The following is a 23,725-nucleotide window of genomic DNA, read 5'->3' as shown; positions in this document are numbered from 1 at the left end:
ATCACCACGCCCTGGCGCGTCAGCGCCGTCTGGACTGTTGACCACGGCCGATCCAGCTTGGTAGCCACTTGGGAGATGGTGAGACCTGATCGATAGAGCTCACTAGCGTGGTCAACTTCGAGGTCAGTCATGGCTTGGTAGCGACGACGAACACCTGACTGTCGCACTAGCCTCTGTACGCTGCCACGGCTGAGGCAATAGCGCACTGCCAGTTGATTGGCTGATGTGCCGGCCTGGTAGTCGTCGAGGAGCTGCTGGATGGGGTCCGGGAGAGACGGCGGTGAAAAGCGTGGACGCGCGGTGTGGGTGATATCGATGGTTTTATCGCAGACTCGACCGGAAGTAGGCGATTGATTTGTTCATATAACAGGGGTTGTGGAAAGTTCGAGTACCCGTCCCACCACCTCCACCACGGTATACCGGTCGCTGTACCGCTCGGCATTCCGATCGCGGCACCTTTTGGCGGGCACTTCTTTAAATGTCAACTCCAGCAGCCCGGCTGTTTGCGCACCCACCTCAGGAGAGCGAGGGACCGGCGGCGTGAACGGTTGCCGACCGAAAGCTCATCCAGTGCAGGTGTGAGAGCAGCCGCGGCGCGCCATCGACGTTAAGCGGGTCACGCGGGTCCGCTGGTCTGAAGGACAGCAGAAGCTCCGGCTTCACGCTTGGTGTGACGACGGTGACTTGTCAGCTGCGTAACTAATGCGTGCCGATGTGATCTTAGCGGCCTACCGTTCGCGGCATGGGCATCGAGCAGCGGTTTCACTCCCTCGAGGACTTCCTCGCCTCAACGATGAGCCACGTCGACGGCGTGCTTGATGACGGTTGGGGGCTGGACTTTCCGGTCAAGGGCACCGAAATTGAAGCGACTGTGCTGTTCGCCGACATCAGCGGCTTCTCCACCCGAACCATCGATATGAGCCCGGCAGCGACGCTGGTCTACGTGCAAAATTTCTTCGCGTGGATCACCGGGGAAGCTCTCCACCACCGCCCCGGCATCGTCGACAAGTACATCGGCGACGAAGTTATGGTCGTCTTCAGTGAAGCGTTTGGGTCAAAGGACTCCTTCACCGACGCCGTCCAGGCGGCGGCGGCGATGAGCCGGCATGACGCCCTGGCGTACTGCCCACACATCGGAATTGCATCCGGGCGGGTCATCGTCGGCTACGCCGGCACCGCACTGCGCTACAACGTGTCGGTCTTTGGAGCGCCCGTCGCGCTCGCGGCCCGCTGTGCGGCAGTCAAGCCGCCAGAAAGCGAGGAGCCGCCCATGATCTCTTCGACGATCACGATCCCCGAGTCCGAGTGGGCCGGGCGTGCGCTCGACGAGATGCTCCCGCCCCCGACCCGGACTGCCTCCGATGGCAGCAAGTACATTGACTTCCAACCGTTCGAGCTCCAGGACGCGCGGGCCGTGAAGATGAAGGGCCTCGGCGACGTCGAAGTTCGCGAGATCTACAACGCTGGAATGCACTGCCCCTCGCTTTCGGCAGAAAACCGTGCCCTCGATGGGCTTCGGGTCCTGTTCGAGAACAACAGGTACTGGCCCCGGTGGGAGAAGCCTCAGCCCAGCGCAGGTGAATGGGTCATGTGCAGCCGTTACCTGAGCAGGGCGACGGGGACGGCGATGATGGCTCCGCCGGCTGAGCTGGGTGCCGCGATGGGTATGACCTCCTATACCGCCCATGCGTGGTACTCGGCTGGTTCAGCGTGAGCCAGACAAGGCTGGGGCGCCGCCGATGCGCTCGCCAATCCGCTGATCTCAAGGACAGGGCTCGGACCCGTTTCGCCGCAGGATGGAGCTGACGGTGTTGCGGTTGATTCCGAAGTCGCCGGCCAGCTTGTTGATCTTAGAACCGGCCTGGTAGGCAGTGATCAGCCGGGCCAACTCAGCATCCGTGAGCCGGGTCTGGACCTGCCGCTCCGACCGCACAGCGGCGACCGGCCGCTCGCCTCGCGCCCGGGACGACAAGGCCACCAAACCTTCCCGAAGGTTCGAACTAACTCCTGTCAGGACCACCAGACAAGCCCGGATTCTCGGGAGTGAACGTAGTTCCGGCTGAGGCGCCAGGTGCGGCTCGACCCCCATGTGACCCTTGAACTGGCCGTCACGGCACGGCACCCCTGATTCGGCGGGGATCCGTCAGATCGAGTCCAAGACGATGTCCAAGCTGCGCCACCCGTCCCGCTCGTGGTGCTGCGCGACTACCTCGACTGAGGCTGCTGGGACGGCGGCGGGCCGTCTCTTGACATAGGTTCACAAGACGGTATCTATTGGCGCAGAACGTATTACGGCGTTCCCGTCACATGGAGCAACCAATGTCAGCTGATTTCGTATCCGATCCCCCCGCCGCGGGCCTGTTCGAAACTGCCGAGGCCGAGCAGGCCGAGCCGGCCGCCCCCGCCGACGCCGAGTTCCTGGCCTCGCTGATCCACAACGAGAAGCCCCAGGCATCGGACAGCCCCCAGGGGTGACGCCGGGAGCCGGCACGCACGCCGGTAACGCGCCCGCGGCGGCGGAGCTGTCCGATCAGTGGAAGCGCTGGATCGTGGACAACGCCGTCGCGGGCGTGTCGGTAGCCGATATCGGCACCGAACTCGTTCGGCGGGGACTGCCGCCCGAGCAGGCCGCCGACCCGTTGCGGCTCGTCGGCACCGACTTCCTGGTCGAGCAGGTGCTGCGGCGCGAACGCGCCCTGAGGCGCAAGTACGAGCAGCTGTTGGGCGATCTCAGCAAGCTGGACGCCCTGTCCGGCACCGAGCTGCCCGAGCGCCATGATCTCTCCGGCGAGGAGTTTTTCGACTCGTTCTACCTGCGCAACCGGCCGGTGGTGCTGCGTGGGATCGCCGCCGGCTCCGGCCTGCTCGACTGGAGTCCGGCCGCCCTGCGCGAGCAGTTCGGCACGCTTGAGGTGCAGGTGCAGACCGGACGTCGAGCCGAGCCGATCTGGGACGTCTTCCTGCGGGGCAAGACCAGCACCATGTCGCTGGCCGATTACGTCGACCTGGTCCTGTCGGCCGGCGAGACGAACGAGTTCTACCTGACGGCCAACGAGAACTTCCTGGCCCACGACCACGACCAGCGGATCCTGGCCGACGTCGCGTTCGCCGACGCGCTGCTCGACGTCGACCACCGTTACCAGGGGACGAACCTCTGGCTGGGTCCGGCCGGCACGATCTCGCCCCTGCACCGTGACCGGGTGAACGTGCTCAACGTGCAGACCTTCGGCAGCAAGCGCATCACCCTGATCGATTCCTGCCAGCTGCCCCGGGTCTACAACGAACAGAGTTACTACAGCATGGTCGATGTGGAGCGACCCGACCTCGAGCGATTCCCCGACTTCGCGGCGGTGACCGTTCGGTCGGCCGTCCTGCAGCCCGGCGACGCCGTCTTCATCCCGGTCAACTGGTGGCACCACCTGCGCGCGCTGCAGGTCAGTGTGAGCATCACGTTCATCAATTTCCGGCTCGACAACATCTTCGGCAATCGCACCTTCGAACCTGACTAACGGATCCGCCAGATCGCGTCGACGACCATGTCGAAGCTGCGGCTTCTCGTTCGCAGGTGCTGCGCGACTACCCGGGCTGCCGTTCTGCCGCCCTGCCAGCACGGGCGATCGCCGCTGCCATGGCAGCCTGTCGACCGGCGGCATCGACAGGGTCAGGCTCGGCGGTGAACCCGAACGTCATGGCGGGCAGTGTGGCCGTCACACCCGGATTCGCCCCGAGAAGCGCAGCGGCGACAGCCCGGCAGCTCAGCACCCGCTCGGCCACCTGCGCATCGAGGGGGGCCAAGGGTTCGAATCCTCTCAGCTCCACCAAACAGGGACGTTCGAACGCCTGGCACGTGAGATGACGCGGAAGTGGTCCGCGTCTGTCGACAAATTGGAACTTCGAAAGCTGCGAGTTCAGTTCGCGAACGGTGACCCCTACGACTTTTACTGGTGTATAACACATTCGGGATATTGACAATGTGTACCTCCGCGGCTGGGATATATGGGCAAGCAGTGGGCACTAGAAATTAGCCAGAGCTACTGGCATGGGCGGGTAGGTTTCTCATGCAATCGGATGACCAGTTTCCACGCATCGAGATCCGCGACCAAGACGGCAACCTAGTCGACCCTCCCGAAGGCGTTACCTACGAGTCGGCTTTCGCGACCATGCCTGATGAACCCGACGATCAGCCCGAGCCCACCGAGTCCGACACCTGCGTCTTCTGTGAAAGCCACGATTGGCAATGGGTCATCACGCCACGGCCTCATCAGCCGGGGGAGGACACCGTGTGGCAGTCGTACCTCGTCGCCTGCGACGTCTGCCACCAGCTATACAGCCAAGGCCACAGAGACCAACTCCGCGACAGAGTCAAGGCAGCAACGGGGCCGTACTGGATCCTGCCTGAACTCGACCAGCTACTGAACCGCATCATCGCCGAGCGCCAGCGCTGAGGATCAGAGCGCTGATACGGATCGATTCGGCGGAAGCCTCGATGGCGGCGCATGACGCCATTGCCGGCTTGGTAGTCGCCTGGAGCCGCGACGGCGCATCGGTATTGAGGGCTTCGGCGGTTCGGCATGAGCTGGTGCACCAGGGCCTGGTAGCGGCCGTTGAGCTGCCGTCAGAGTCGGCGGTCTATCGGTGCCTGGTCCAGTCCCGGCTGATCGAGCGGATCGGCGTCGCAGGCGGGGCCGAGCGATTCAAGCGCTGGAAGCGAGCAGCACATGCCGCATCATTCGTTGCCTGTACTCAGACCGCTCGAACTCGGGCGAGCATCTCCCTTGCGTAATCGTCGTCCCAGCAGACGGCGGCTTCCCAGGCGGCCGACGCCTGCGCGGCGATGTCGTGCTCAACGTCGGCTAGCTCGGCGGCGTTGTGAGGCAGCACCAGATCGAGGTCCGCAACGTCGACGTGCGACTCGTCCCAGTCGATCATCGCTACCCGATCGGCGGTCATGCGGATGTTGCCGGGATTGGGATCTCCATGGACGACGCACGTCTCACGCCCGGCAAGCCGCGCCCATGCTGCCCGGCATCGAGCGACACCCTCAGGCGGCATCGCGCCCAGGTCGACCTTCGTCCCGGTCTCGGCGTTCAGCAGGTCGGTCGACGAACGCCAGCCCGGGCGCTGCGGCCAACTCGGCGTCAACCGGTGCAGCTGGCGCAGCAGGTCGGCCACCCGACGCCAGTCGGCCTCCGTCTCGGGCGGTCCGCCTTCCACGTAGGTCATCACCACCAGACCGTCAGCGAACAGCCGGCCATCCGTCGTCGCGATCGGCACCGGCACCGTCAGCCCTGCACGGTCAAGGTGTCGCAGCAGGTCGGTCTCCCATGCGAGATCAGCGTCGCTCCGGGCGCCGAGACGACCGACCGCGAGCTGCCCCTGGACGCGGACACTCCACACCTCATTGGCGACTCCGCCGGCGAGCCGTTCCACCCGGGTGACATCGTCACCCCACTGCTTGAGTGCCTCCCACCCCATGGGTCACATCCTCCCAGAGCTCGGCGAATCGCTCTCCCAGGTTTCCTCGGCCCCCCGGGATGACAGAATCCCGGTATGGACACTGACCTTCGGGTGCTCAGCGGCGGGGACGGCGAGCCGTTGCTGCTCCTGCTGCACGGACTCGGCGCGACCGGCGACGTGTGGGCCGGGTGGCAACCGATGCTGGCCGAGCGGTGGCCGGGCCGCTGGCTGGCGCCCGATCTGCCCGGTCACGGCGGCTCGGCGCCGCTGCCGGAGTACACCTTCGACGCTCTGGCCGCGGCGGTGCGCCCCATCGTGGAACCCGGCGGCCGGACCGTCGTGCTGGGGCATTCCCTGGGCGGGGTGGTCGGCCTCGCGCTGGCCGCCGCCGGGGCGCCAGTGGCCGCGGTCGCCGGGCTGGGGATCAAGGTCGCTTGGACCGACGAGGAGCTCGACAAGGCACAGGCGCTGGCCCAGCGGCCGGTGGCGTGGTTCGCCTCCCGCGACGAGGCGGCCGCGCGGCACCTGCGAGTGTCCGGGCTGGCGGGCCTGCTGGACCCCGACGACCCGGCGGTGACGGCCGGGCTGGTGCAGGAGGACGGCCAGTGGCGTCTCGCGCTGGACCCGCGGGCCTTCGGGGTAGGAGCGCCGGACATGGCCGGCCTGGTGGCGAACTCCCCGGCGGCGGTCACGCTGGCGCGCGGCGAGCACGACCCGATGAACAGCGACTCCCAGCTCGGGCAGTGGGGCGTGCCGGTCGTGACCCTGCCCGGCCTCGGCCACAACGCGCATGTGGAAAGTCCCGAGCGGTGCCTGACGCTGCTGGCCTAGCGGGGACTAGTCAAGTTTCGACAATGATGAGAAGTGAGCGATCACCATGAACGACTTGAATAAAAAATGGATAGCAGTGCACGACGTTATCCGGGAGGAACTCAGATTCCGGGTAGAAGTCCCTAGCACGATAACCGATCAAGACCTTGACTTTTGGGCAGAGAACCTCACCGATGTTGTCATCGCGAACTTCGACCCCATCTCCAGGCGGAGATAAGTCAGCGAGCCGCTGACCACAAGCCGACAGCCGCGAACGGAATAGGAACTCAGATGAGAATCGAGTACGGGCCACGCGAGGACATCGCGAGCATGACCCTGGTGGCGCGCATCCCGGACGGGGCTATCACCGAGGATGTCCACATCGAGCGCCCGGGCGCGGATATCTACCTGGGGTTCTCCGCAAGCGGTCACCTGCTCGAGGTCGAGATCCTCGCGGCCAGCGTGGTGCTCGAACCTGAAACGCTCGCCATGGCCGAGCCGATGGATGAGGAGCCGACCAGACGCGAGTAAGCCCTCATCGATCCCATGCTTGTCACCGGAGCGACGCGACCAACGCACGCGATTCAAGCGTGGACGCCTTCAGGGGCTAGCCGGGCGCGGCGAAGGTCTGGCAACATCTCCAGAGCGATCCTGACTCAACGGCCGCAAGGAGTTTCTTTCGGTGGGCATGGGTGAACACGCGAGCGCGGAACTGGCGCGCTCAACGGAAGGCGCACCGGACGAGCGTCCCTTCCTGATCCTGGTCTCCAGCTTCGCGCGGAGTTCCCGGGAGTATTTCCTGACCTCGCTGGGCTCGCGTTACCGGCTGTGGCTGTTCCTCGGCGGCCCGGGGCGCGCGTCCCAGCTGACCTGGGAGCAGCCCTACCTGGTCGGTCATACCGTTCTCGACACCCTCGACGCGGACGCGATGACCGCTGAGGCAAAGCGGTTGGATCACCTGCTCAGAAGCGGCGGCGCCGATCAGGTGGCCGGCGTCATCTGCTACGACGAGTCCCGGATCGTCGCGACCGCCGCCGTGGCCCAGGCGCTGGGCCTGCCGACCAGCCCGGTCGAGGCGATCGAGCGCTGCCGCGACAAGCACCTCACCCGGCAGGCGCTGGACGCCGCGGGTGTGCCGCAAGCCGCGTCCGTGGCCGTGCGTTCGGTGGCGGAGGCCGCGAGCGCCGCCGCCCGGCTGGGCTATCCGGTGGTGCTCAAACCCCGCAACCTGGCAGCCAGCTTCGGCGTGACCAAGGCCGACTCGGCCGCGGAGCTGGCCCTCGCCTACGCCCGGGCCCGGTCCGTCACGCTGCCCGAGACCCCCGAGCAGTACGAGGACGACGTCCTCATCGAGGAGTACCTGGACGGTCCCGAGATCAGCGTCGACTCAGCCTGTTTCGACGGCCGGGTGGTGCCGCTGGCCGTCGCGCACAAGGAGTGCGGCTTCGCTCCGAGCTTCGAGGAGGTCGGGCACGTTGTCGACGGGGCGGATCCCCTGCTGCGTGACGAGCAACTGCGTGACGTGCTCACTCGCGCGCACCGCGCGGTGGGCTTCTCCACCGGCATCACGCACGTGGAACTGCGGCGCACGGTGGACGGCTTCAAGGTGATCGAGGTCAACGCCCGCCTGGGCGGTGACCTGATCCCCTACCTTGGCCAGCTCGCCACCGGTGTCGACCTGAGCCTGGCCGCCGCCGCCATCGCCTGCGGGCACACCCCGGACCTGACCCCGAGCGCGAGTCGCGTCGCTGCGGTGCGCTTCTACTACCCCGAGCACGACCTGATCGTGGGGTCGGTGGAGATCGACCCGGAACTCCTGCCACCCGAGGCCGAGCAGGTGGCCGTCCTGGCGTTGCCCGGTCAGCACCTGAGGCTGCCGCCACGTCGAACCGCCTGGGAGTGCCGGGTGGCTCAGGCCGTCACCGTCGCCGACAGCGAAACAGGCTGCCGGACCGTCCTCGACGCGGTCGCCAAGGCGATCAGGGTGCAACCAGCGGGGTAAGCGCTACTTCTTGGCGACGATGACTCCGTGCGGTGTCCACGCGCCGGCCGGCCGGATGCGCTCGATGGTGGCGAAGCCGGCGGCGCGCAGGCACTCCTCGTACTTGTGCCAGGCGTAGATCATGCCTCCGCCACCTGGGATGGCCGCGAAGTAGGCCGCGTCCAGGGCTGCCATCAGCGGCCCGTCGCCCGCGTCGTCGGACATAGAGTTCATGATGACCACGCTGCCTCCCGGGGGCAGTGCCTCGTGGGCGCGACGCAGCAGTTCGGTGTCCTGGTCGAGCGGCCAGATCTGTAGCTGATGCACGAACAACGCGCCGTCGTGGCCGGGTGGAAAGGGCTCGGCGAACATGTCTGTCGCGACGACCTGGACCCGGTCGCTGACCCCGGCCTCGTCGACGCGCCGCTGCGCCAGGGGCACCACGCCAGGCAACTCCAGCACGGTGATCTGCAGGTGCGGAAACGCCTGGGCGACGGCCACCGCGATGGTGGCGTCGCCGCCGCCGACGTCCAGTATCCGGGTGAGGCTGCCGAAATCGACGCTGTTGATCAGGTAACCCGCCGCCATCGCCGACCAGGTGCCCATGTACCGGTAGAAGATCTTGCTCAGGTCCGGATCGGCGGTGAGCCGGTGGTAGAGGGTCGGGCCGGGGCCGGGCACCCGGCGCAGGCCCACATTGGTATTGGCCCGCAAGGACTCGGTGAAATCAATGAGCCCCGGATAGTTGACATAGGCCTCGAATCCGATCACCGCGGTCACCACGTCCCAGCGGCCTTCCGCGTACAGCCTGCTGATGGTCGGATTGTTGTAGTACTTGTCGTCGCTCTTTTCCACGAGCCTCAGCGCAGTCATCCCCAGAAGCAGGATGTCCAGCGCCCGGTCCTGCAGTTCCAGCTCGGTGGTCAGTTCTTTCCGGTCCAGCCCCGGCCGCTGCTCGAGCAGGTCGAACAGGCCCAACTCCGTTCCGGCGCGCAGGTACTGGAACGCCGAATGGCCGAACAGAATGCGGGTCAGGTCATCCTCGGTCATCGGCGCTGCCGAAGACGATGGCTGCGGATCGGTCACAAGAAAACTCCTCCTTGACGGCGCCGGCACGTCGCGGCCACCGAGTTCCATGCGAAAAGATGCAGGCTAGCGCGTGGTGGGTTCTTCAGGTCCTGGAACCGAACTCGCCCGCGTGTCAGCGTGCGAATTCCGATACGAGAAGCCATTCGGGTCAGCCGAGGCCGAATAGGTCCTGACGGATCTTGGAGAAGAAGTCCGCGGCGGTGTTCCCCCGGATCAGCACGCCCATCGCCAGCTCCGGAATCGTGTCGGGATTCTCCTTGATGGTCGGTGTGAACACCCCGTCGACCCATTCCTCGCTGTGGCTGTGGTCGACGACGACGTGAGTGGCCTCGTAACGGTAGACGTCGCTGGGCACGCCCAGTCGCTTCAGCCCGTCGACGGTCGCGGCGAATCGCGCCGGAGCCGTCTTCTCCAGCAACCCGAGACTTCCGAGCCCGCGCAGCAGGTACCGGCGCCTGAGGGAGTACATCAGCAGTTCGCAGGCGTTGGCATAGGCCTCGGGGAACTCGAGAATGCTGAGGTCGAATTCGGCGGGAATGGCGTTCTCCAGCATCCAATTCGTGGTGCTGTCGAGCATGACCGTGTGGGCGGCGTCCAGCTTGCCGTTGCCCATCTCATCCCAGTAGTTGCGCGCGATGGTCATCTTGGTGACCATGGGTGAGCCGACCTGGGCCAGCGCCATGAGGTCGTCGAAGTAGCTTTCGACCTTTCCCTCGGCGTTCACCAGAAGCGCGATGTCGAGAAGGCTCGCCTCGTCCCTGAGGTAGTCGCAGATGTCGTGATATTCGTGGACTTTTGAAACCGCCTCGAACCAGTCGCTGAATTCCTCCGCGGTGGCCGGAAGCTCAGGGTTGGTCTCGTTAACCCGAGCTTCTTCGAACTGGTTCCATTTCTTTTCGATCCTGGTAATTCGCTCCGTGACGGTCCAATCGCCCAGCTTGAGGCTTTCTACCGGCGAGGTGAAGAATTGCATGTAATGGTGATGCAATTCGCGCATGCAGGCGAGCTTGGCCCCGGAATCGGGGGCTGTTCCATCAGTGGGGAATGCCTGGCAGATATCGTCATCAATGGAGGTTTCGTTTACCATGAGCACTTCCTGTGATAGACCTTGCAGGGGAATGGTTTCGTCGACGCGAGGTTTCTCCGAAGTTTACCAATACGGCAATTCACGGGACTGTGGCCTAACGGGCATTCCGACGGATCACCTGGCTATAGATGCGTCAACATCGTGTCCAACTCAGTTCGACTCTGGGGAGTAAGCCACCTCCCGAGCATCTGATTCGCGCACGCGCGATCAATTTGGGGTCATCTGCGCCCTCCGGACTGTTTGCGAATCTAATCGAACCCCCACCTGAAAAGCAAGGTTCTGTCAACACCGGCTGCAGTCAGTAGGTGGCTCAGTTTCTAGGTGCGGCTGCAAGAACGCACGACAGCGGGCCCGACTCACCGGCGCGGTTTCTCAGCCAATTCATTGTAAACACACAGTTTGCGACATGCCCCACGAGCGCACCGCCGCGCTCGCCGACCGGTGGGTCGGGGTGGCGGCAGGGGTTCACCAATTTTGGTGATGACCGGCTCCCGTTGCCGGCGCAAGCATGGCAACCCTCACCGCAAGAGCCGAGTAATCGGCGCGGGGTGACCCCCACAACCACCCACCAAGGAGCCATCATGGTCAACTGGAATGCCACGTTCACCCAACAGATCAGGACCAGTCGCCGCACCCTATGGGGTAACTGGGGACTGAACAGCGCCATCAAGCCCGGCGCCGTTGGCACCGTCGACCCGGCCACCGGGGATTTCCAATTCATCGGGATGATTCCGGACCCGCAGATCGTCACCCAGGCGACCTCGAACCAGTGGACGATCGAGTCCGAGCACGTGACGAAGCAGCAGGCAAGCGTCGCCCTCGATGGGGCGGCGACCGACCCCGAAACCGGCACGAAGATCACCGTCGGGACGGAGCTGACCTGGTCCATGCAATCCGCCGGTTCGATGATCTCGAACTTCTCGCTCGCCCAGGAGGATGTCGTCGCCAACCCGGGCAACCTCGCGCAAAACCAATGGGCCTGGCTCATGGAGCAGGCCCAGTCGGTGGGCCGCTCCTCGGGCAACGGAATCACCCAGGGTTTCGGCATCGTCACCGACGTCCTCTGGGCACGCAGCGGCTTGAACGTCGGCGCCCTGAGCGACAACACGTCGTTCTCGCTGAAGGGGTCGGCGTCGGGGGTCAACGATCTGATCGGCGCTCAGGCCGGCGGCAAGGGTTCGTACGTGAACTCAACGGAGAACAAGTCGGTCGACAAGCACCTGTGGCCTGACAAGGCGAACACCACGGCCAGCGAGCCCATTCCGATCGCATTCGGCTTCGCCTCCTTCGAAGGTCAGCTGATCATGCCGAACTGGACGTCGGAGATCAGCTCATTCCAGCTGGTGCTCAACAACCAGCACGGCGGCACCTACATCGTCAAGGCCAACCTTTCCTACAACACCCCGTCGGGGAGGGGGTCGCACTCGGTCTCGGTGTCGGGCGGGCTGGTCGCGACGATCGGCGCCATCCCCCTGAACGCGACGAACCTGCAGCTGGACCTCTCCTTCAAGGGCGTGTTCAGCGACGAGAACAAATCCTTCAAGTGGGACACCCCGCTCGGCACCTGGTACGACGGCCTGCGTCACATCGACCTCTACGGAGTGTGGCCCGGCAGGACGAACGCCGTCGATGTCGAGGCATCGCTCACGCCCTAGCCAACCCCCTGACCAGAGCTGCCTAGGAACAGGCTGCAAGGAGAACAAGATGCCATTTCGCAGAACACGGGGAATCCTCACAGGTTCCGAGAAGGCGGATCCAGCCATCGAAGCGGACGTCATCATGACGGCAGCTGTCGCTGGGTTCACCGCCGGTCGATTTCTCGACAACCAGCCCGTCCGCTTCGACATCAACCCGGCCGAACAGGCAGAGTGGGGATCATTCGAGCGGGTGATAAAGAAGCTCAACGCCGCGGTGGAGCCGTACGTGCGTGCGCGGGGAACCAAAGACAGCTCGATCAAGGCGGACTACGCCCCCAAGTTCGATCCCGACCACCGCGGCGTGATCATGGGTGTCTACCAGCTCGCGGGCCACACCACTCCGGCCAAGCTGACCGAGCCGGTGCTGACGGAGAAGGGGCGAGCCCTGTACGACCGGATCCGGCAGGATCAAACGCCTCAGTACGTGGGCGTCGGCGCGTACACCGGGTTCGTCGACAATCCCAACACCGAAGGCAACACCGACCCGGTCGGCCCCCGGTCGACCGCCCGATTCCTGATCCCGGACGCTGCCGCCGACGGTTCTCAAGAATCCCCGGTTCACCGGTGGCTGCCGTCCACCAACAGCCCCGTCTGGCACGCCCGACTGCGTCGCGGCACCCAGAGCGACTATGTCCCGTGGGGGGTGCTCGGCGGTGAGTCGGCCGCGAAGGAACCGGATCCGGATTCGAAACTGCCCCGAGCAGCCAACCGAGCCGATCAGATGACCGCCATCATCGAGTCACAGGGCATGGCCTATGTCGGCAAGCCGCTGACGCGTGAGGACATCGTCGGTTACACCCACGGCATGATCCAGGCGGTCTACAAGGCCTACTCGCTCGGCCCGGCGTGCGTTCCCTACGAGATCGCCGTGGGCGATCGAACGACGAAGCTTGCTTCATGCTTCCCGTGCACGATGTTCATAACCTCCCTGGGCTACCCGCCCTCCTCGAGCCACTTGGGTCGAGGTGAATCCTGGGCGCCGCTCTATCAGCCGCATAACCCGGGAGCGCGCCACGAACCGAACGAGAGCGCGGTCATTCGCGATCTCAACACCGCCTGGGCAGCCGCCTGTGGGGTGTGGCTCCAATACGGAATCGGCGTCCTGGCCCAGGCCAAGGTGGCCAAGAGCCATGCTGGCGCCGTGGAGGATCTTTACAACTTCGTGGAAACGCGGCGCAACGATCCCACTGTCGGCGCTACGCTCATTCTCGATGCGCTGACAATCCACCAGAAGGAGTCAACGCGGATCGACCAGACCTTGGAGAACCCATGATGAGCGCCGAGGTGGTTCACGATGGCTGACACCCTTTTCGCTGATGTCAGCGAATTCCAGGTACCGGTCAATGATCAGTACCCGTACAAGTTCCTGTCCATCCGCTCCAACGACGGCACCTACCGGGATAAGCATTTCGCCCAGAACTACACGTGGGCCAAGACTGCGCTGGCCAGCGGCCGTCTCACCGGATTGATCGTCTACTTCGTCTGGCACCCGAACTGGCAGGACGCGGTCAACACCCACACGAGCATGTGCGGCGGAAAGCCACACCCCAAGCAGGCGACCATGATCGACGTCGAATCGTGGGGTGGCAAGATCACCGGAAACCAGTCCACGGGCATCAATGCCGCCCGCGCGGCACTTGTGAAGTGGTATGGCGGCGACAAGCGGCGGGTGATCGGCTACGGCAACGCCGGCGACCTCACGTCGCTGTGGCCGAGTCGCGGCGACATCGGGATCGTCCTCGCGAACTACTCGTCCAACCCCGCCTTCCCCGGAAAGGTAGCGCATCAGTTCTCGGACAAGCAGTCGACGGCGCCGTTCGGGCCCTGCGATATCAACAGCGCTGACGGCCGGAGCCCGGCACAGTTCGCCACCCAACTCGGGCTCGCCTGAGCATCGGTGGGGCGAAGCACGACCAGCTGAACCACTCCACCGGCGGCTAGCGGCTGCCCCGATCGGGATGCGGTGGTGACACCGCATCCCGATCGGAGCCATGGTCGTAGCACCGCTCGAACCCGGTTTCGGTAGCGGGACGGACTGATCGCACTCCACTTGTGGCAGTTTCCAGGAGACGTCATGCATCGTGAACCCGAGCAGTCCCGGCAGCCCGACCAACGGACCGTCGCCGAGACCCTTGGCCGCTACGTGAGCGGTCTTGAGGCCAAGATGCAGGCGATTCCGGTTCCCGACGATCCGCTGGGCGAGGCAGGGCGGAAGTACGACGCGCTCATTGCTTGGTATGACAAGCACATTGCCCATGCGCGAGCACAGCTCGAGGCGATTCGGCAGTAGCTGACCAGCGCCTGGCCGTCGCGCCGGCGCAAGCGCGGTAGCTCTCTCACCACCTAGCCGGCGGTCAGCGGTCGGTCCAACAGCTCCGTACCCCTTTGCGAAATGTCTTCTGGAGATGTCATGCGTCCTGAGATTCAGCAGTTCCTGCTCGACCCGGTGGTGGATCCCGGCCATCCTCTTGAACCGGCTGTCCGGAACTCGCTCGAGCGGAGCTTCCAGACCGACCTCTCCCGGGTGCTAGTCCACGACGGCTCGGTCGCGGCGTGCGTGACAGACCACTTCGGTGTCGAGGCGTTGGCTTATGGCAACGACGTCTACTTCGCCGCCGGCCGATACCGCCCGACCTCTCAGAAGGGCCTGCGGCTGCTCGCACACGAGGTGGCGCACGTCGTGCAGCACGCGGCCGGCCAGACGCCGGGCGATGACCCGGCTGCCGGCTGCCGCGGCGGCGCGCGTTACGCACCGCTCGAACAGGCCGCTTGCCGGGCGGCCGACCAGGCGGCGCGCGGCCGGCTCGTCGACCGCTCACTGCGGCAGGCGCCGGTCGCCGTGGCCTCCAGCCGGCCGCCGGTGGTCCAGTTCCACCTCTCCTTCGAGCACCGCGCCCTGGGCGACCTGAACACGCTCGACATCATCGAGATCTCCAACGGCGGCCCGAGGCGGGCGGCGCTTCTGCAGCGGGAGCTGGACCTGCAGTGGCTGTGGCACGCCGATCCGGAATCGGTGACCGAGGAGCAGGTCAAGCGGCAATGCCCGGATATCCGGACGCTGCGCCTGCGCGGCAGCGACCTGCTTGTCACCTACGGCGAGCTGAACGCCCTGCCGGACTACCTGAGCAACGGCGAGCAGGCCGACCTGACGCCCAAGGACGTGATGCTGCCCATCCTGCAGTTCATCCGGCAGGAGACCCATATCCAGTTCGCCAAGCTGCTGGGCCGCGGCGGCTCCACCGAGCCGTTCAAGGACGCTGTGTACGCGCCGCACGACTTCATCCCCGACATGCTCGATCTTCTCGGAGAGAGCCTGGCGATCGACACGCTGACCGCACGCCTGGGGCAGGACGGGGTGGACCACTACGCCGGCCTGCTGGCGCGCAACGCCTGCCATTTCGCACCGTTCGCCTGGCACCGCTGGCAATCCTCCTATACGGCGGCCCAGGTGCTCGCCCAGCGAGCGCATGCCGAGGGCGATGACGATCAGCGGGCCCGGCTGACCCACGATGCCTGGCTGCAACTCGGCTATGCCGATCACTTCTTGCAGGACTCCTTCGCCGCTGGCCACCTGGTCAACAAGACGCTGATCATGCAGTGGTTCGTCGAGTGGGCGGCCACCAAGTCGCTGGTTCCCGTCGCCGAGTGGAACGCCGTGAAGAACATGGTGCCCAACCTGCAGCCCGGCATCGCCGGCCGGCACCTCTATGACCCCGACCACGCGGGCCCGTCGAATGACCCGCAAACTTCGGAGGATCTGGCCAGCTACCCGGCCCGGATGGGCAACACCGGACTGGTGCGGGGTGCCTCGACCAGCCTGGACGACGCCTACCAGGACTACTTCTACTTCCTGTCCAGCCTGGTCGCCCAGTCGGCCTCCGGCGCCATTCACGACTACTACAACGAGCACTCGCTCTCGGTCGCCTCGGTGGCGCAGAAGACGCCGTACGAGATCTTCGGCGACCACACCCTGTTCAGCGGCAGGAACGGAGCCGCCGGCGCGCAGGCGACCAGCTTCGCGGCGCAGCTGTCCCAGCAGAGCCTGGCCGACACCCTGAAAGACGGGCAGACCGACACCACGGCCCGGATGATCCGCGACCACTTCCCGACCCAGGTCAAGTCCGGTGACAACCTGCTCAGCCTCGAGCACTGGAACGACACCCAGCAGGACTTCTGCGTCGAGAAGATCTTTCCGGGCCTGCACGAGTTCATCGTCCGGGCGATCAAGCCCATCGTCCCCAATCTCGCCCGCGATCAGGATCTGGCGGTGCGCTGGAGTGCGGACCTCAAGGACACCGGGTTCACCACCACCAGCGTCCTCACCGTCGGCAACCGGCTTTTCTCAGCCTCCAACGGCTATCTCTACGAGGTGCACCCGCAGACGGGCGCGATGCTGAATCGCCTGATGCTCACCCGCCCGGGCGAGGACGGCGACTACGAGACGCGCCTGACCTCTGACGGGAACCGGGTGTACGTCGGCGTGCACGGCGCTGTCCTCGGCGTCGACATCGCGCACTTCGGACTCGCCTGGACTGCCAACCTGCCCGGCGCCGACCTGAACTCGGTCGACGTGCTCGCCAACGGCGGCGCGCTGCTGGCCGGCTCGAACGGCTCGGTGCACCGGCTCAACCCGGACACCGGTCACGTCGATGCCACGATCAGACTCGGCAGCAAGATCGGTGTCGGCGATTACAGCATGCGGCTGGCGGTCACCGGATCGACCCTGATCGTCGGCACGCACGGTTGGGTGTACGGAGTGTCCTTGCCGGCGCTGACCAAGTCCTGGGAGACCAGCCTGCCCAAGTCCGGGTACCACCTGGTGGAGGTGCTGCCGCGCAACGGCCGGCTCTACGCCGGCAGCAACGGCTACGCCTACCAGCTGGACCCCGGCAACGGCGCCGTGCGGCAGTCGCTGCGGGTGGTCGACGCCGTCGGGGTCGGCGACTACACCACCACGCTGGCCGCCAATGACCAGACGCTGTTCGTCGGCGTCCACGGCTACGTCTACGGCATCAGCCTCGGCGACTGGGCACGGGCGGCCTGGGAGGCGAACCTGGCCGGCAACCGGTACGCGATGGTCCATCTGGCGCTGTCGGGCAACCAGCTGCTGGCCGGTTCCTACGGGTTACCTCTTCCGGATCGACCCCGCGGACGGCACGGTGGTGCGCTCGGCGCTGCTCACCATGAGCGTCGGCGTGGGCACCTACGAGACCAGGGTCCTCTTCGACCCGGCCGGCAACCACGTCTTCGCCGGTGTGCACGGCTACGCCTACAAGGTCGCCGCGAATCGGCCCTAGCGCGGCGGCTGCGTCGGTCAGCGGGTGTCGTTCGGCGATGAACACCGCGTGCTCACCACGGTGTCGGGTTCGCGGCGATGACGTCCTCGGTCAGCAGCGCTCCGGCGAAGTCGGCGCGCGCCCGGGCCAGCACGTCCGGATCGGGTAGCGGTTGGCCATACCAGGGTGTGAGATCGCGGGCCTGGACGAGGTGCCGACCCTCGCCGAGGTCTGTGACCTCCCATCCGGACAGGTCGTGGGCCCGCTCCAGGTGCGCGGTGCGCAGCACCTGGATGCCGTTGGCGTCGGGCACATACCGATCGAGCAGGTGCCCGTTGTACCGCATGTGGTACCCCTGGACGCCAGGGAACGGCTGCACGACATCGGCGGTGTCGATGCCGATCGAGTAGCGCCCCGCCGGGCGGATGAAGCCCTGGTCGGTGTCAGCGGGCGACGCGGTCAGCGCCGCTCGCAGGCGCTCGACCATCGGCTGCCAGCTTCCCGCCTCGTCGATGGTGTCCTGGTACAGGCCCATCCCGCCTGGCGTGAACGACACGTGCGTCGCCCGCTGGCTCGCGTCGTCCATGAAGTCGAGCCCCGCCATGCCGGTGGCGTGCAACGACCGGGCCAGCGGCTCTGTCGCATCGTCCAGGTCGACCGCCACGACGTAGATGTTGTGCCGCAACCGCATCTCGGCGCCGGGCAACCGCGCCCAGCGGTCCGCGGCCGCGGTGATCCGGGCGGTCGCGGCGGCGGGCACGTGCCAGTGCGAGGTGCGGTACGGATCGGCCGTCATCGCGGCGAGGTCGACGGTGTACACCAGGTAGGCGGCCGGCTGGGGCGGAAGCTCGGAGCTCAGGTAGGGCGGGTGCTTCACCTGGGGCGCGCCCTGCAGCGCGCCGGTCAGGCCGCGGCTCTCGAGCCGGTGGGTGAACTCCGCGATCCACTGGTGCAGCAGGTCCCGGTCGGCGCAGTGGGTCAGCAGCACGGCATACCCCTGCGGAGCATGGCTGGGCGCCTCGGCCCACACGCCTTCCTCGGCCAGAGCGTTCGCCTCGGCCGCCGCGGCGGCGAAGTCGTCCAGGCTCCCCGTCCTGGTGCGCAGGACAAGCCACATGTCATCGCCGCCGAGCTTGCGCCACTCCTTCTCGATGGACGGCATCCGCACCTGAACGCCTGCCTGACCCGCCATGTACAACGCTCCTCAGTTCTTGATCGCCGGGAAGCCTACGGCTAGGGCGAGCAAGTCACTGATCAGCCGGACTGCCCAGCGCAACCGAAGTCGCGCACGTATCAAATTCGTCCGCGTACGGGCTCTATCTACGGGGAAGTGATGACTTCGCGCGCTCACTGCCGGCACGGCGGCCAGCGCGTCCGGGCTTCGAGTCGAAAGGGTGAGGTGTGAAGGCGTACGTCGCTGTCCTGCGCATAGCCGACTACCGGTTGCTCTGGACGGCGTTGGTGATCAACCTGTTGGGCGACGGCGCGACCTACACCGCGCTGGCCTGGATCACCGTCGAGCGCGCGGGCGCCGGCGGGCTGGGCGTGCTCGGGGTATGCCTCACCCTGCCGGTGATCGCGGGCGGCGCGGTGATCGGCCCGTTGCTGGACCGCTTCTCCCGGCGCAAGCTGTTCATCTACGACTCGGTGTTCCGCGCGGCGGTGGTCGCGCTCATCCCGCTGCTGGCCGCGCTGGACATGCTGGCGATGTGGCACCTGTACGGGGTGGCGTTGGTCTACGGGCTGCTCAAGATCATCCCGCTGGCCGGCACCCCCGCGGTGCTTCCCGAGCTCGTTCCGGCAGAGGACCTGCAGGCCGCGTCCGGGCTGGAGGCCACCGCGATGGGCGTGGCCAACGTCGTCGGCCCGGCGCTGGGCGCGGTGCTGATCACCCTGATCGGCTCCTCGAACGTGCTGCTGCTCGATGCCCTCACCTACCTGGCGTTCGCGTTCCTGATCAGCCGGATCAAAGCGCCCCTGGACCGGCCGGCCCGCGTCGAGGACGGCAGCCGGAAACGCAAGTCGGGCTGGGCGCCGGTGTTCGACATGATCGTCCACGACAAGTTCCTGCTGTCGCTCACCCTGTCCTTCGCTGCCTTCAACATCTCGGTCGGCGCGCTGCTGGTGGCGCTGCCATGGCTGGCCAAGTTCGAGTTCGCCAGCGGCCCCGGCATTCTCGGCCTGCTGCTCGCCGTCCTCGCCGCGGCCGAACTGGTCGGCTCGCTGGTCTCGGGCGGGATGAAGACCACCGAGAAACAGATGCTGCGGATCGGTCAGCTCCAGATCATCGCCGGCGGCCTGCTGCTGCTGATGGTGTACCGGAGCCTGCCGGTGATCCTGATCGCCCTGCTGCTGACCGGCATCCTGTCCGCTCCGATGACCGTGATGGGCGGGGTCGTACGGATGACGCGCACCCCCCAGGAGATGCGTGGCCGGGCGATGACGCTGATGCGCACCACGATGGCCGGCGCCCTGCCCTTCGGCGCGGCGATCGGCGGCATCCTGCTCAGTGGCGACCACTACACCGAGCTGATCGTGCTGGTCACGATCCTGGCCGCCGCGCCCGGTGTCTTCACCGTGCTGATCTTCCGCAGCGTGCCGTTCCGGCTGGGGGTGAGCGCCGATGCCGACCGCGCCCCGGCCGCCGTCGAGTCCTGAGCCGCTCGAGCTGATTCCCGACCACCCCCGCTCCGTCGCGGGCGAGGACCTGGCCTGGGTGGCCGCGCCCGCCGACGGCCACGACCCGGCCGCCGTCCTCGCGGCGTTCCTGGTGGTGCTGCACAAGTACACCGGCCAGGCCGAGCTGCTGCTGGACGTGGAGCTGGCGGGTCGGGCGGGCGCGCTGTCGGTGACCGTCGATCCGGACGTGACCGCGGCGCGAGTGCTGGCCGGGGCCGAGCACGGGCCCTGCTGGCACACCCCGATCCGGTTCGCCGACCACCCGGTGCTGGCGATGCCTGATCAGGACGTCGACCTGGTGCTCAGCACCTACGGCGCCGGGCTGCGGGTGGGTTATCGCGTCGGGCTGTTCGAGCCCGGCACTGCGGCGCGGCTGGTCGAGCATGTGCGCCGGGCGCTGCGTCAGCGCCAGAGTCCGGTGCGGGCGGTGAGCCTGGTCGCCGGGGACGAGCGAGAACTCATTCTCGGCCGGTTCAACGACACCGGCCGGCCCTACCCTGCCGACATCCCCGTCCACCGGCTGTTCGAGGAGCAGGCCCGCCAGGCGCCGGACGCGCTCGCCGTGACCTGGCGCGACCAGCGGCTGAGCTACCGGCAGCTCGACGAGCGGGCCGACGTCCTGTGCGCCGCGCTGCGGGTGGCCGGCGTGCGTCCGGGTGACCCGGTCGGGCTGCGTATCGCCCGCACGCCGGACCTGGTGGTCAGCGTGCTGGCGATCCTCAAGTCCGGCGCGGCCTACCTGCCGATCGATCCGGAGTACCCGCCGGGACGGGTGGAATTCTTGCTGGCCGACTCCGGCGCCCGGGTGCTGATCACCGACTCACCGCACGACTTCGCCTTCACCGGCACGGTGCTGAACCCCGGCACGGTTCCGGAACCTGGCACGGTTCCGGAACCTGGCATGGTTCTGAACCCTGGCGCCACCGCTCAGCACCCGACGCGGGACGCGACAGAGGCCGGCCAACCCGACCTGGCTGCCGACCGTGCGGTGGCCTTTCTGTGCTACACCTCCGGCACCACCGGCCGGCCCAAGGGCGTGCGGATCACCCATCGCAACGTGGTGCGGTTGGTGCGGGGAGTGGAGTACTGCGAGTTCGGACCGCACACCCGCATCCTGCCCAGCGGCTCGATCTCCTTTGACGCCAGTACATTCGAGCTGTGGGCGGCCCTGCTCAACGGCGGCAGCCTGCACCTGGTCGGCAACGACGTCATCCTCAGTGCCCGCGCGCTCAGCGCGGAGCTGACCGCGCGGCGGATCACCACCATGTGGCTGACCGCGCCGCTGCTCAACCAGCTCGTCGAGCAGGATCCGACGGTCTTTCGCCTGCTGCGGGAACTGTTCACCGGCGGTGACGTGCTGTCGCCGACGCACGTGGCGAAGGTGCTGGACGCGTGCCCGGAGCTGACCCTGATCAACGCCTACGGCCCGACCGAGAACGCCACCTTCTCCCTGACCCACCAGATCGAGCACGAGGACCTGCGCCGCAACGCCCTGGCCGGCATCCCGGTCGGGCGGCCGATCGCGAACTCCACGGCGTACGTGCTCGACGCCGACGGTGGCCTGTGCCCGGTCGGCGTGCCCGGTGAGCTGTGCTTCGGCGGCGACGGGGTGGCCGCGGGCTACCTCGGACGTCCCGAGCTGACGGCCGAGAAGTTCGTCGCGGACCCGTTCATCGGCGGGCGGATGTACCGCAGCGGCGACCTCGGCCGGTTCCGGCCCGACGGCGCCGTCGAGTTCCTCGGCCGCCGCGACCAGCAGGTGAAGGTGCGCGGTTTCCGGATCGAGCTGGGCGAGGTGGAGAACGTCCTGCTCAGCCACCCGGACATCGCCGAAGCCGCGGTGACGGCTCGCGACCGCTCCAGCGGAGCGGACAAGTACCTGTGCGCCTACTACGTGGCGCGGCGGCCGGTGGCCGATCTGCGCGCGCACCTGGAGCGGGTGCTGCCGCCGCACGCGGTGCCCGCCTACCTGATCGAGCTGGCTGAGTTGCCGTTGCATCCCAACGGCAAACTGGATCGTGCCCGGCTGCCCGAGCCGGACGGTTCGCGGCTGCTCACCGGCGTCGAGCACGTCGCGCCGCGCAACGAGCTCGAGCGGGTGCTGGTGCGGCTGGCCGAGGATGCGCTGGGCCTGGTCGGCATCGGCATGCGGCATGACCTGCGTGACCTGGGCTCGGACTCGCTGACCGCGACCCTGCTCGCCGGCGCGATGGCCGAGCGGTTGGGACGGCAGCTGCCGGTGAGCGTGGTGCTGCGCAGCGGTTCGCTGGCCCGGCTGGCCGAGCTGGTGGGCCGGGCCGAACCCGCCACCGCACCGGTGATCCCGCCGGCGGCCGAAGCCGCCAGCTATCCGCTCACCCCGCAGCAACGCCAGCTCTACTTCGAGCAGCTCAAGGATCCGAGCGCGGTGCACTACAACGTGCCGGTCACCCTCGACCTGCCCGCCGACACCGACCCGGCCCGGCTGGCCGAGGCGCTGCGCCTGCTCGCCGAACGCCACGAGGCGCTGCGCACCTGCTTCGTCCTGGACGGGCAGGAGGCGCGTCAGCGGATCGAATCCGAGATCACCCTGCCACTGCAGGTCAATCCGCTGACGGGCGCGCCGGTCGAGCCGTTCGTCGCGCCCTTCGACCTGGACACCGCTCCGCTCTGGCGGGCCGAACTGCGGCGCACCGAGGAGCACCTGCGGCTGCGCCTGGACCTGCACCACCTGATCATCGACGGGTTCTCGCTGCGGATCCTGCTGACCGACCTGGCAGCGCTCTACGCGGGGCAGCCGGTCGCCGAGCCCGCCGTCCGCTACCGCGACTACGCGGCCTGGCTGGCCGGCCCGGCCGGCGCCTGCCTCGCCGAACAGCAGCGCGGTCACTGGCAGCGGGTGTTCGCGACACCGCCGGCGCGTGCGGATCTGCCGCTGGCAGCACCCCGCCCGCCCCTTCGCCCGCTGGACGGTGACGTGCTGGAGTTCGACCTCGGCCGTGACCGGACGGGCGCGCTGCGCGAGCTGGCCCGCGACTACGAGGTGACGCTGTTCGCGGTGCTCGCCGCCGCGCACGGCATCATGCTGGCCCGGCTCACCGGATCCGGCGACGTGGTGCTCGGCACGCCGGTGTCCGGACGGACCGCGCCGGGCCTGCACCGCACGGCGGGCATGCTCGCCAACACCGTGTGCCTGCGCACCACGGTGGACCCCGACCAGAGCTTCGCCCAGTACCTGCGCCGGGTCGCCGGCGTCGCCGAGGAAGCCTTTGCGCATCAGGACTTTCCGTTCTCAGACGTGGTCGAGATGGCCCAGCCGAGCCGTGACTACAGCCGCACACCGCTGTTCGACGCGCTGATCGCGTTGCACAGCAGCCGTTACCTGCACATCGACTTCGCCGGCCGCGGCGTCCAGGTGCGACTGGAGCCGACCGGCCAGAGCGTGTTCGACCTGAACATGCAGATCTACGAGGCCGGCGACACGCTGCGGGTGAGCTGGCACCACTCCAGTGCCCTGCTGCGCCGGGCCGAGGTCGAGCAGTGGCGCGATGACTTCCTGCACATCCTCGACACCGTGCGGGCCGATCCGAGAACACCGGTCGCGGCGTTCATCGCCGCGGCGCACACCGCCGTCTTCGATTTCGATCTTTGACCCCGCGAGACCTCTGCC

General features: G+C 67.0%; 18 protein-coding genes. 14 read left to right on the top strand and 4 right to left on the bottom strand.

The features are described from left to right. The first annotated feature begins 742 nt into the window (after positions 1–742). From VF557_12800 to VF557_12785, 4 genes are all read left to right on the top strand, one after another. The gene (locus VF557_12800; protein ID HEX8081083.1) at positions 743–1,714 is read left to right on the top strand and encodes an adenylate/guanylate cyclase domain-containing protein; all 972 of its coding nucleotides are present in this window, start codon (positions 743–745) and stop codon (positions 1,712–1,714) included. Between the two features lie 605 nt (positions 1,715–2,319). Then, complete coding sequence (locus VF557_12795; GenBank protein HEX8081082.1) at positions 2,320–2,475, top strand: hypothetical protein; 156 nt, start codon at positions 2,320–2,322, stop codon at positions 2,473–2,475. Beyond that, positions 2,472–3,509: a cupin-like domain-containing protein gene (locus tag VF557_12790; GenBank protein ID HEX8081081.1), complete on the top strand. Its 1,038-nt coding sequence runs from the start codon at positions 2,472–2,474 to the stop codon at positions 3,507–3,509. The genes VF557_12795 and VF557_12790 overlap by 4 nt, the downstream gene beginning before the upstream one ends. A gap of 549 nt (positions 3,510–4,058) precedes the next feature. Beyond that, entirely contained in the window at positions 4,059–4,445 is a 387-nt protein-coding gene (locus VF557_12785; GenBank protein HEX8081080.1) for a hypothetical protein, read from the top strand. Positions 4,446–4,743: 298 nt separating this feature from the next. Here VF557_12785 and VF557_12780 read toward each other — a convergent pair whose 3' ends face one another. After that, entirely contained in the window at positions 4,744–5,475 is a 732-nt protein-coding gene (locus tag VF557_12780) for a phosphotransferase (GenBank protein HEX8081079.1), read from the bottom strand. 75 nt (positions 5,476–5,550) lie between these two features. Between VF557_12780 and VF557_12775 the strand changes: the two genes are divergently transcribed. The 3 genes from VF557_12775 (at position 5,551) to VF557_12765 (ending at position 8,269) form a co-directional block, all read left to right on the top strand. Further along, entirely contained in the window at positions 5,551–6,288 is a 738-nt protein-coding gene (locus VF557_12775) for an alpha/beta hydrolase (GenBank protein ID HEX8081078.1), read from the top strand. A gap of 270 nt (positions 6,289–6,558) precedes the next feature. After that, the gene (locus tag VF557_12770) at positions 6,559–6,798 is read left to right on the top strand and encodes a DUF2283 domain-containing protein (protein HEX8081077.1); all 240 of its coding nucleotides are present in this window, start codon (positions 6,559–6,561) and stop codon (positions 6,796–6,798) included. A gap of 157 nt (positions 6,799–6,955) precedes the next feature. After that, positions 6,956–8,269, top strand: coding sequence for an ATP-grasp domain-containing protein (locus VF557_12765; GenBank protein HEX8081076.1), 1,314 nt, complete (start codon positions 6,956–6,958; stop codon positions 8,267–8,269). A gap of 3 nt (positions 8,270–8,272) precedes the next feature. Here the strand turns inward: VF557_12765 and VF557_12760 are convergent, their stop codons facing one another. Together VF557_12760 and VF557_12755 are read right to left on the bottom strand one after the other, a co-directional pair. Continuing rightward, on the bottom strand, positions 8,273–9,298 hold the full coding sequence (locus tag VF557_12760; GenBank protein HEX8081075.1) for a methyltransferase: 1,026 nt from the start codon (positions 9,296–9,298) through the stop codon (positions 8,273–8,275). Between the two features lie 187 nt (positions 9,299–9,485). After that, complete coding sequence (locus VF557_12755; protein HEX8081074.1) at positions 9,486–10,424, bottom strand: iron-containing redox enzyme family protein; 939 nt, start codon at positions 10,422–10,424, stop codon at positions 9,486–9,488. A 494-nt stretch (positions 10,425–10,918) separates the two neighbouring features. On the opposite strand from VF557_12755, the gene VF557_12750 reads away from it, so the two are divergent. The 5 genes from VF557_12750 (at position 10,919) to VF557_12730 (ending at position 17,459) form a co-directional block, all read left to right on the top strand. Then, on the top strand, positions 10,919–12,079 hold the full coding sequence (locus VF557_12750; protein ID HEX8081073.1) for a hypothetical protein: 1,161 nt from the start codon (positions 10,919–10,921) through the stop codon (positions 12,077–12,079). 49 nt (positions 12,080–12,128) lie between these two features. Continuing rightward, a complete protein-coding gene (locus VF557_12745) occupies positions 12,129–13,394 on the top strand; it encodes a hypothetical protein (GenBank protein ID HEX8081072.1) in 1,266 nt (421 codons plus the stop codon). Between the two features lie 21 nt (positions 13,395–13,415). Continuing rightward, positions 13,416–14,012, top strand: coding sequence for a hypothetical protein (locus VF557_12740; protein ID HEX8081071.1), 597 nt, complete (start codon positions 13,416–13,418; stop codon positions 14,010–14,012). Between the two features lie 183 nt (positions 14,013–14,195). Beyond that, on the top strand, positions 14,196–14,411 hold the full coding sequence (locus VF557_12735) for a hypothetical protein (protein HEX8081070.1): 216 nt from the start codon (positions 14,196–14,198) through the stop codon (positions 14,409–14,411). 120 nt (positions 14,412–14,531) lie between these two features. Then, the gene (locus VF557_12730) at positions 14,532–17,459 is read left to right on the top strand and encodes a DUF4157 domain-containing protein (protein HEX8081069.1); all 2,928 of its coding nucleotides are present in this window, start codon (positions 14,532–14,534) and stop codon (positions 17,457–17,459) included. Positions 17,460–17,470: 11 nt separating this feature from the next. On the opposite strand, the gene VF557_12725 is transcribed toward VF557_12730, so the two are convergent. Next, a complete protein-coding gene (locus tag VF557_12725) occupies positions 17,471–18,589 on the bottom strand; it encodes a hypothetical protein (GenBank protein HEX8081068.1) in 1,119 nt (372 codons plus the stop codon). Positions 18,590–18,798: 209 nt separating this feature from the next. Between VF557_12725 and VF557_12720 the strand changes: the two genes are divergently transcribed. After that, positions 18,799–20,055: an MFS transporter gene (locus VF557_12720; GenBank protein HEX8081067.1), complete on the top strand. Its 1,257-nt coding sequence runs from the start codon at positions 18,799–18,801 to the stop codon at positions 20,053–20,055. Beyond that, complete coding sequence (locus tag VF557_12715) at positions 20,021–23,707, top strand: amino acid adenylation domain-containing protein (GenBank protein ID HEX8081066.1); 3,687 nt, start codon at positions 20,021–20,023, stop codon at positions 23,705–23,707. Before VF557_12720 ends, VF557_12715 begins: the two co-directional genes overlap by 35 nt. The last annotated feature ends 18 nt before the right edge of the window (positions 23,708–23,725 follow it).

Origin of the sequence: Jatrophihabitans sp. (genome assembly GCA_036389035.1) — a bacterium.
Lineage (GTDB): Bacteria > Actinomycetota > Actinomycetes > Mycobacteriales > Jatrophihabitantaceae > Jatrophihabitans_A.
The sequence above is the reverse complement of the archived record's forward strand: the minus strand, read 5'-3'. Positions and strand labels throughout refer to the sequence as shown.

Coding starts and splice junctions, on each gene's coding strand:
- VF557_12800 (HEX8081083.1), top strand. CDS start 743: ATGGGCATCGAGCAGCGGTTTCACTCCCTCGAGGACTTCCTCGCCTCA.
- VF557_12795 (HEX8081082.1), top strand. CDS start 2,320: ATGTCAGCTGATTTCGTATCCGATCCCCCCGCCGCGGGCCTGTTCGAA.
- VF557_12785 (HEX8081080.1), top strand. CDS start 4,059: ATGCAATCGGATGACCAGTTTCCACGCATCGAGATCCGCGACCAAGAC.
- VF557_12780 (HEX8081079.1), bottom strand. CDS start 5,475: ATGGGGTGGGAGGCACTCAAGCAGTGGGGTGACGATGTCACCCGGGTG.
- VF557_12775 (HEX8081078.1), top strand. CDS start 5,551: ATGGACACTGACCTTCGGGTGCTCAGCGGCGGGGACGGCGAGCCGTTG.
- VF557_12770 (HEX8081077.1), top strand. CDS start 6,559: ATGAGAATCGAGTACGGGCCACGCGAGGACATCGCGAGCATGACCCTG.
- VF557_12765 (HEX8081076.1), top strand. CDS start 6,956: ATGGGTGAACACGCGAGCGCGGAACTGGCGCGCTCAACGGAAGGCGCA.
- VF557_12760 (HEX8081075.1), bottom strand. CDS start 9,298: ATGACCGAGGATGACCTGACCCGCATTCTGTTCGGCCATTCGGCGTTC.
- VF557_12755 (HEX8081074.1), bottom strand. CDS start 10,424: ATGGTAAACGAAACCTCCATTGATGACGATATCTGCCAGGCATTCCCC.
- VF557_12745 (HEX8081072.1), top strand. CDS start 12,129: ATGCCATTTCGCAGAACACGGGGAATCCTCACAGGTTCCGAGAAGGCG.
- VF557_12740 (HEX8081071.1), top strand. CDS start 13,416: ATGGCTGACACCCTTTTCGCTGATGTCAGCGAATTCCAGGTACCGGTC.
- VF557_12735 (HEX8081070.1), top strand. CDS start 14,196: ATGCATCGTGAACCCGAGCAGTCCCGGCAGCCCGACCAACGGACCGTC.
- VF557_12730 (HEX8081069.1), top strand. CDS start 14,532: ATGCGTCCTGAGATTCAGCAGTTCCTGCTCGACCCGGTGGTGGATCCC.
- VF557_12725 (HEX8081068.1), bottom strand. CDS start 18,589: ATGGCGGGTCAGGCAGGCGTTCAGGTGCGGATGCCGTCCATCGAGAAG.
- VF557_12715 (HEX8081066.1), top strand. CDS start 20,021: ATGCCGACCGCGCCCCGGCCGCCGTCGAGTCCTGAGCCGCTCGAGCTG.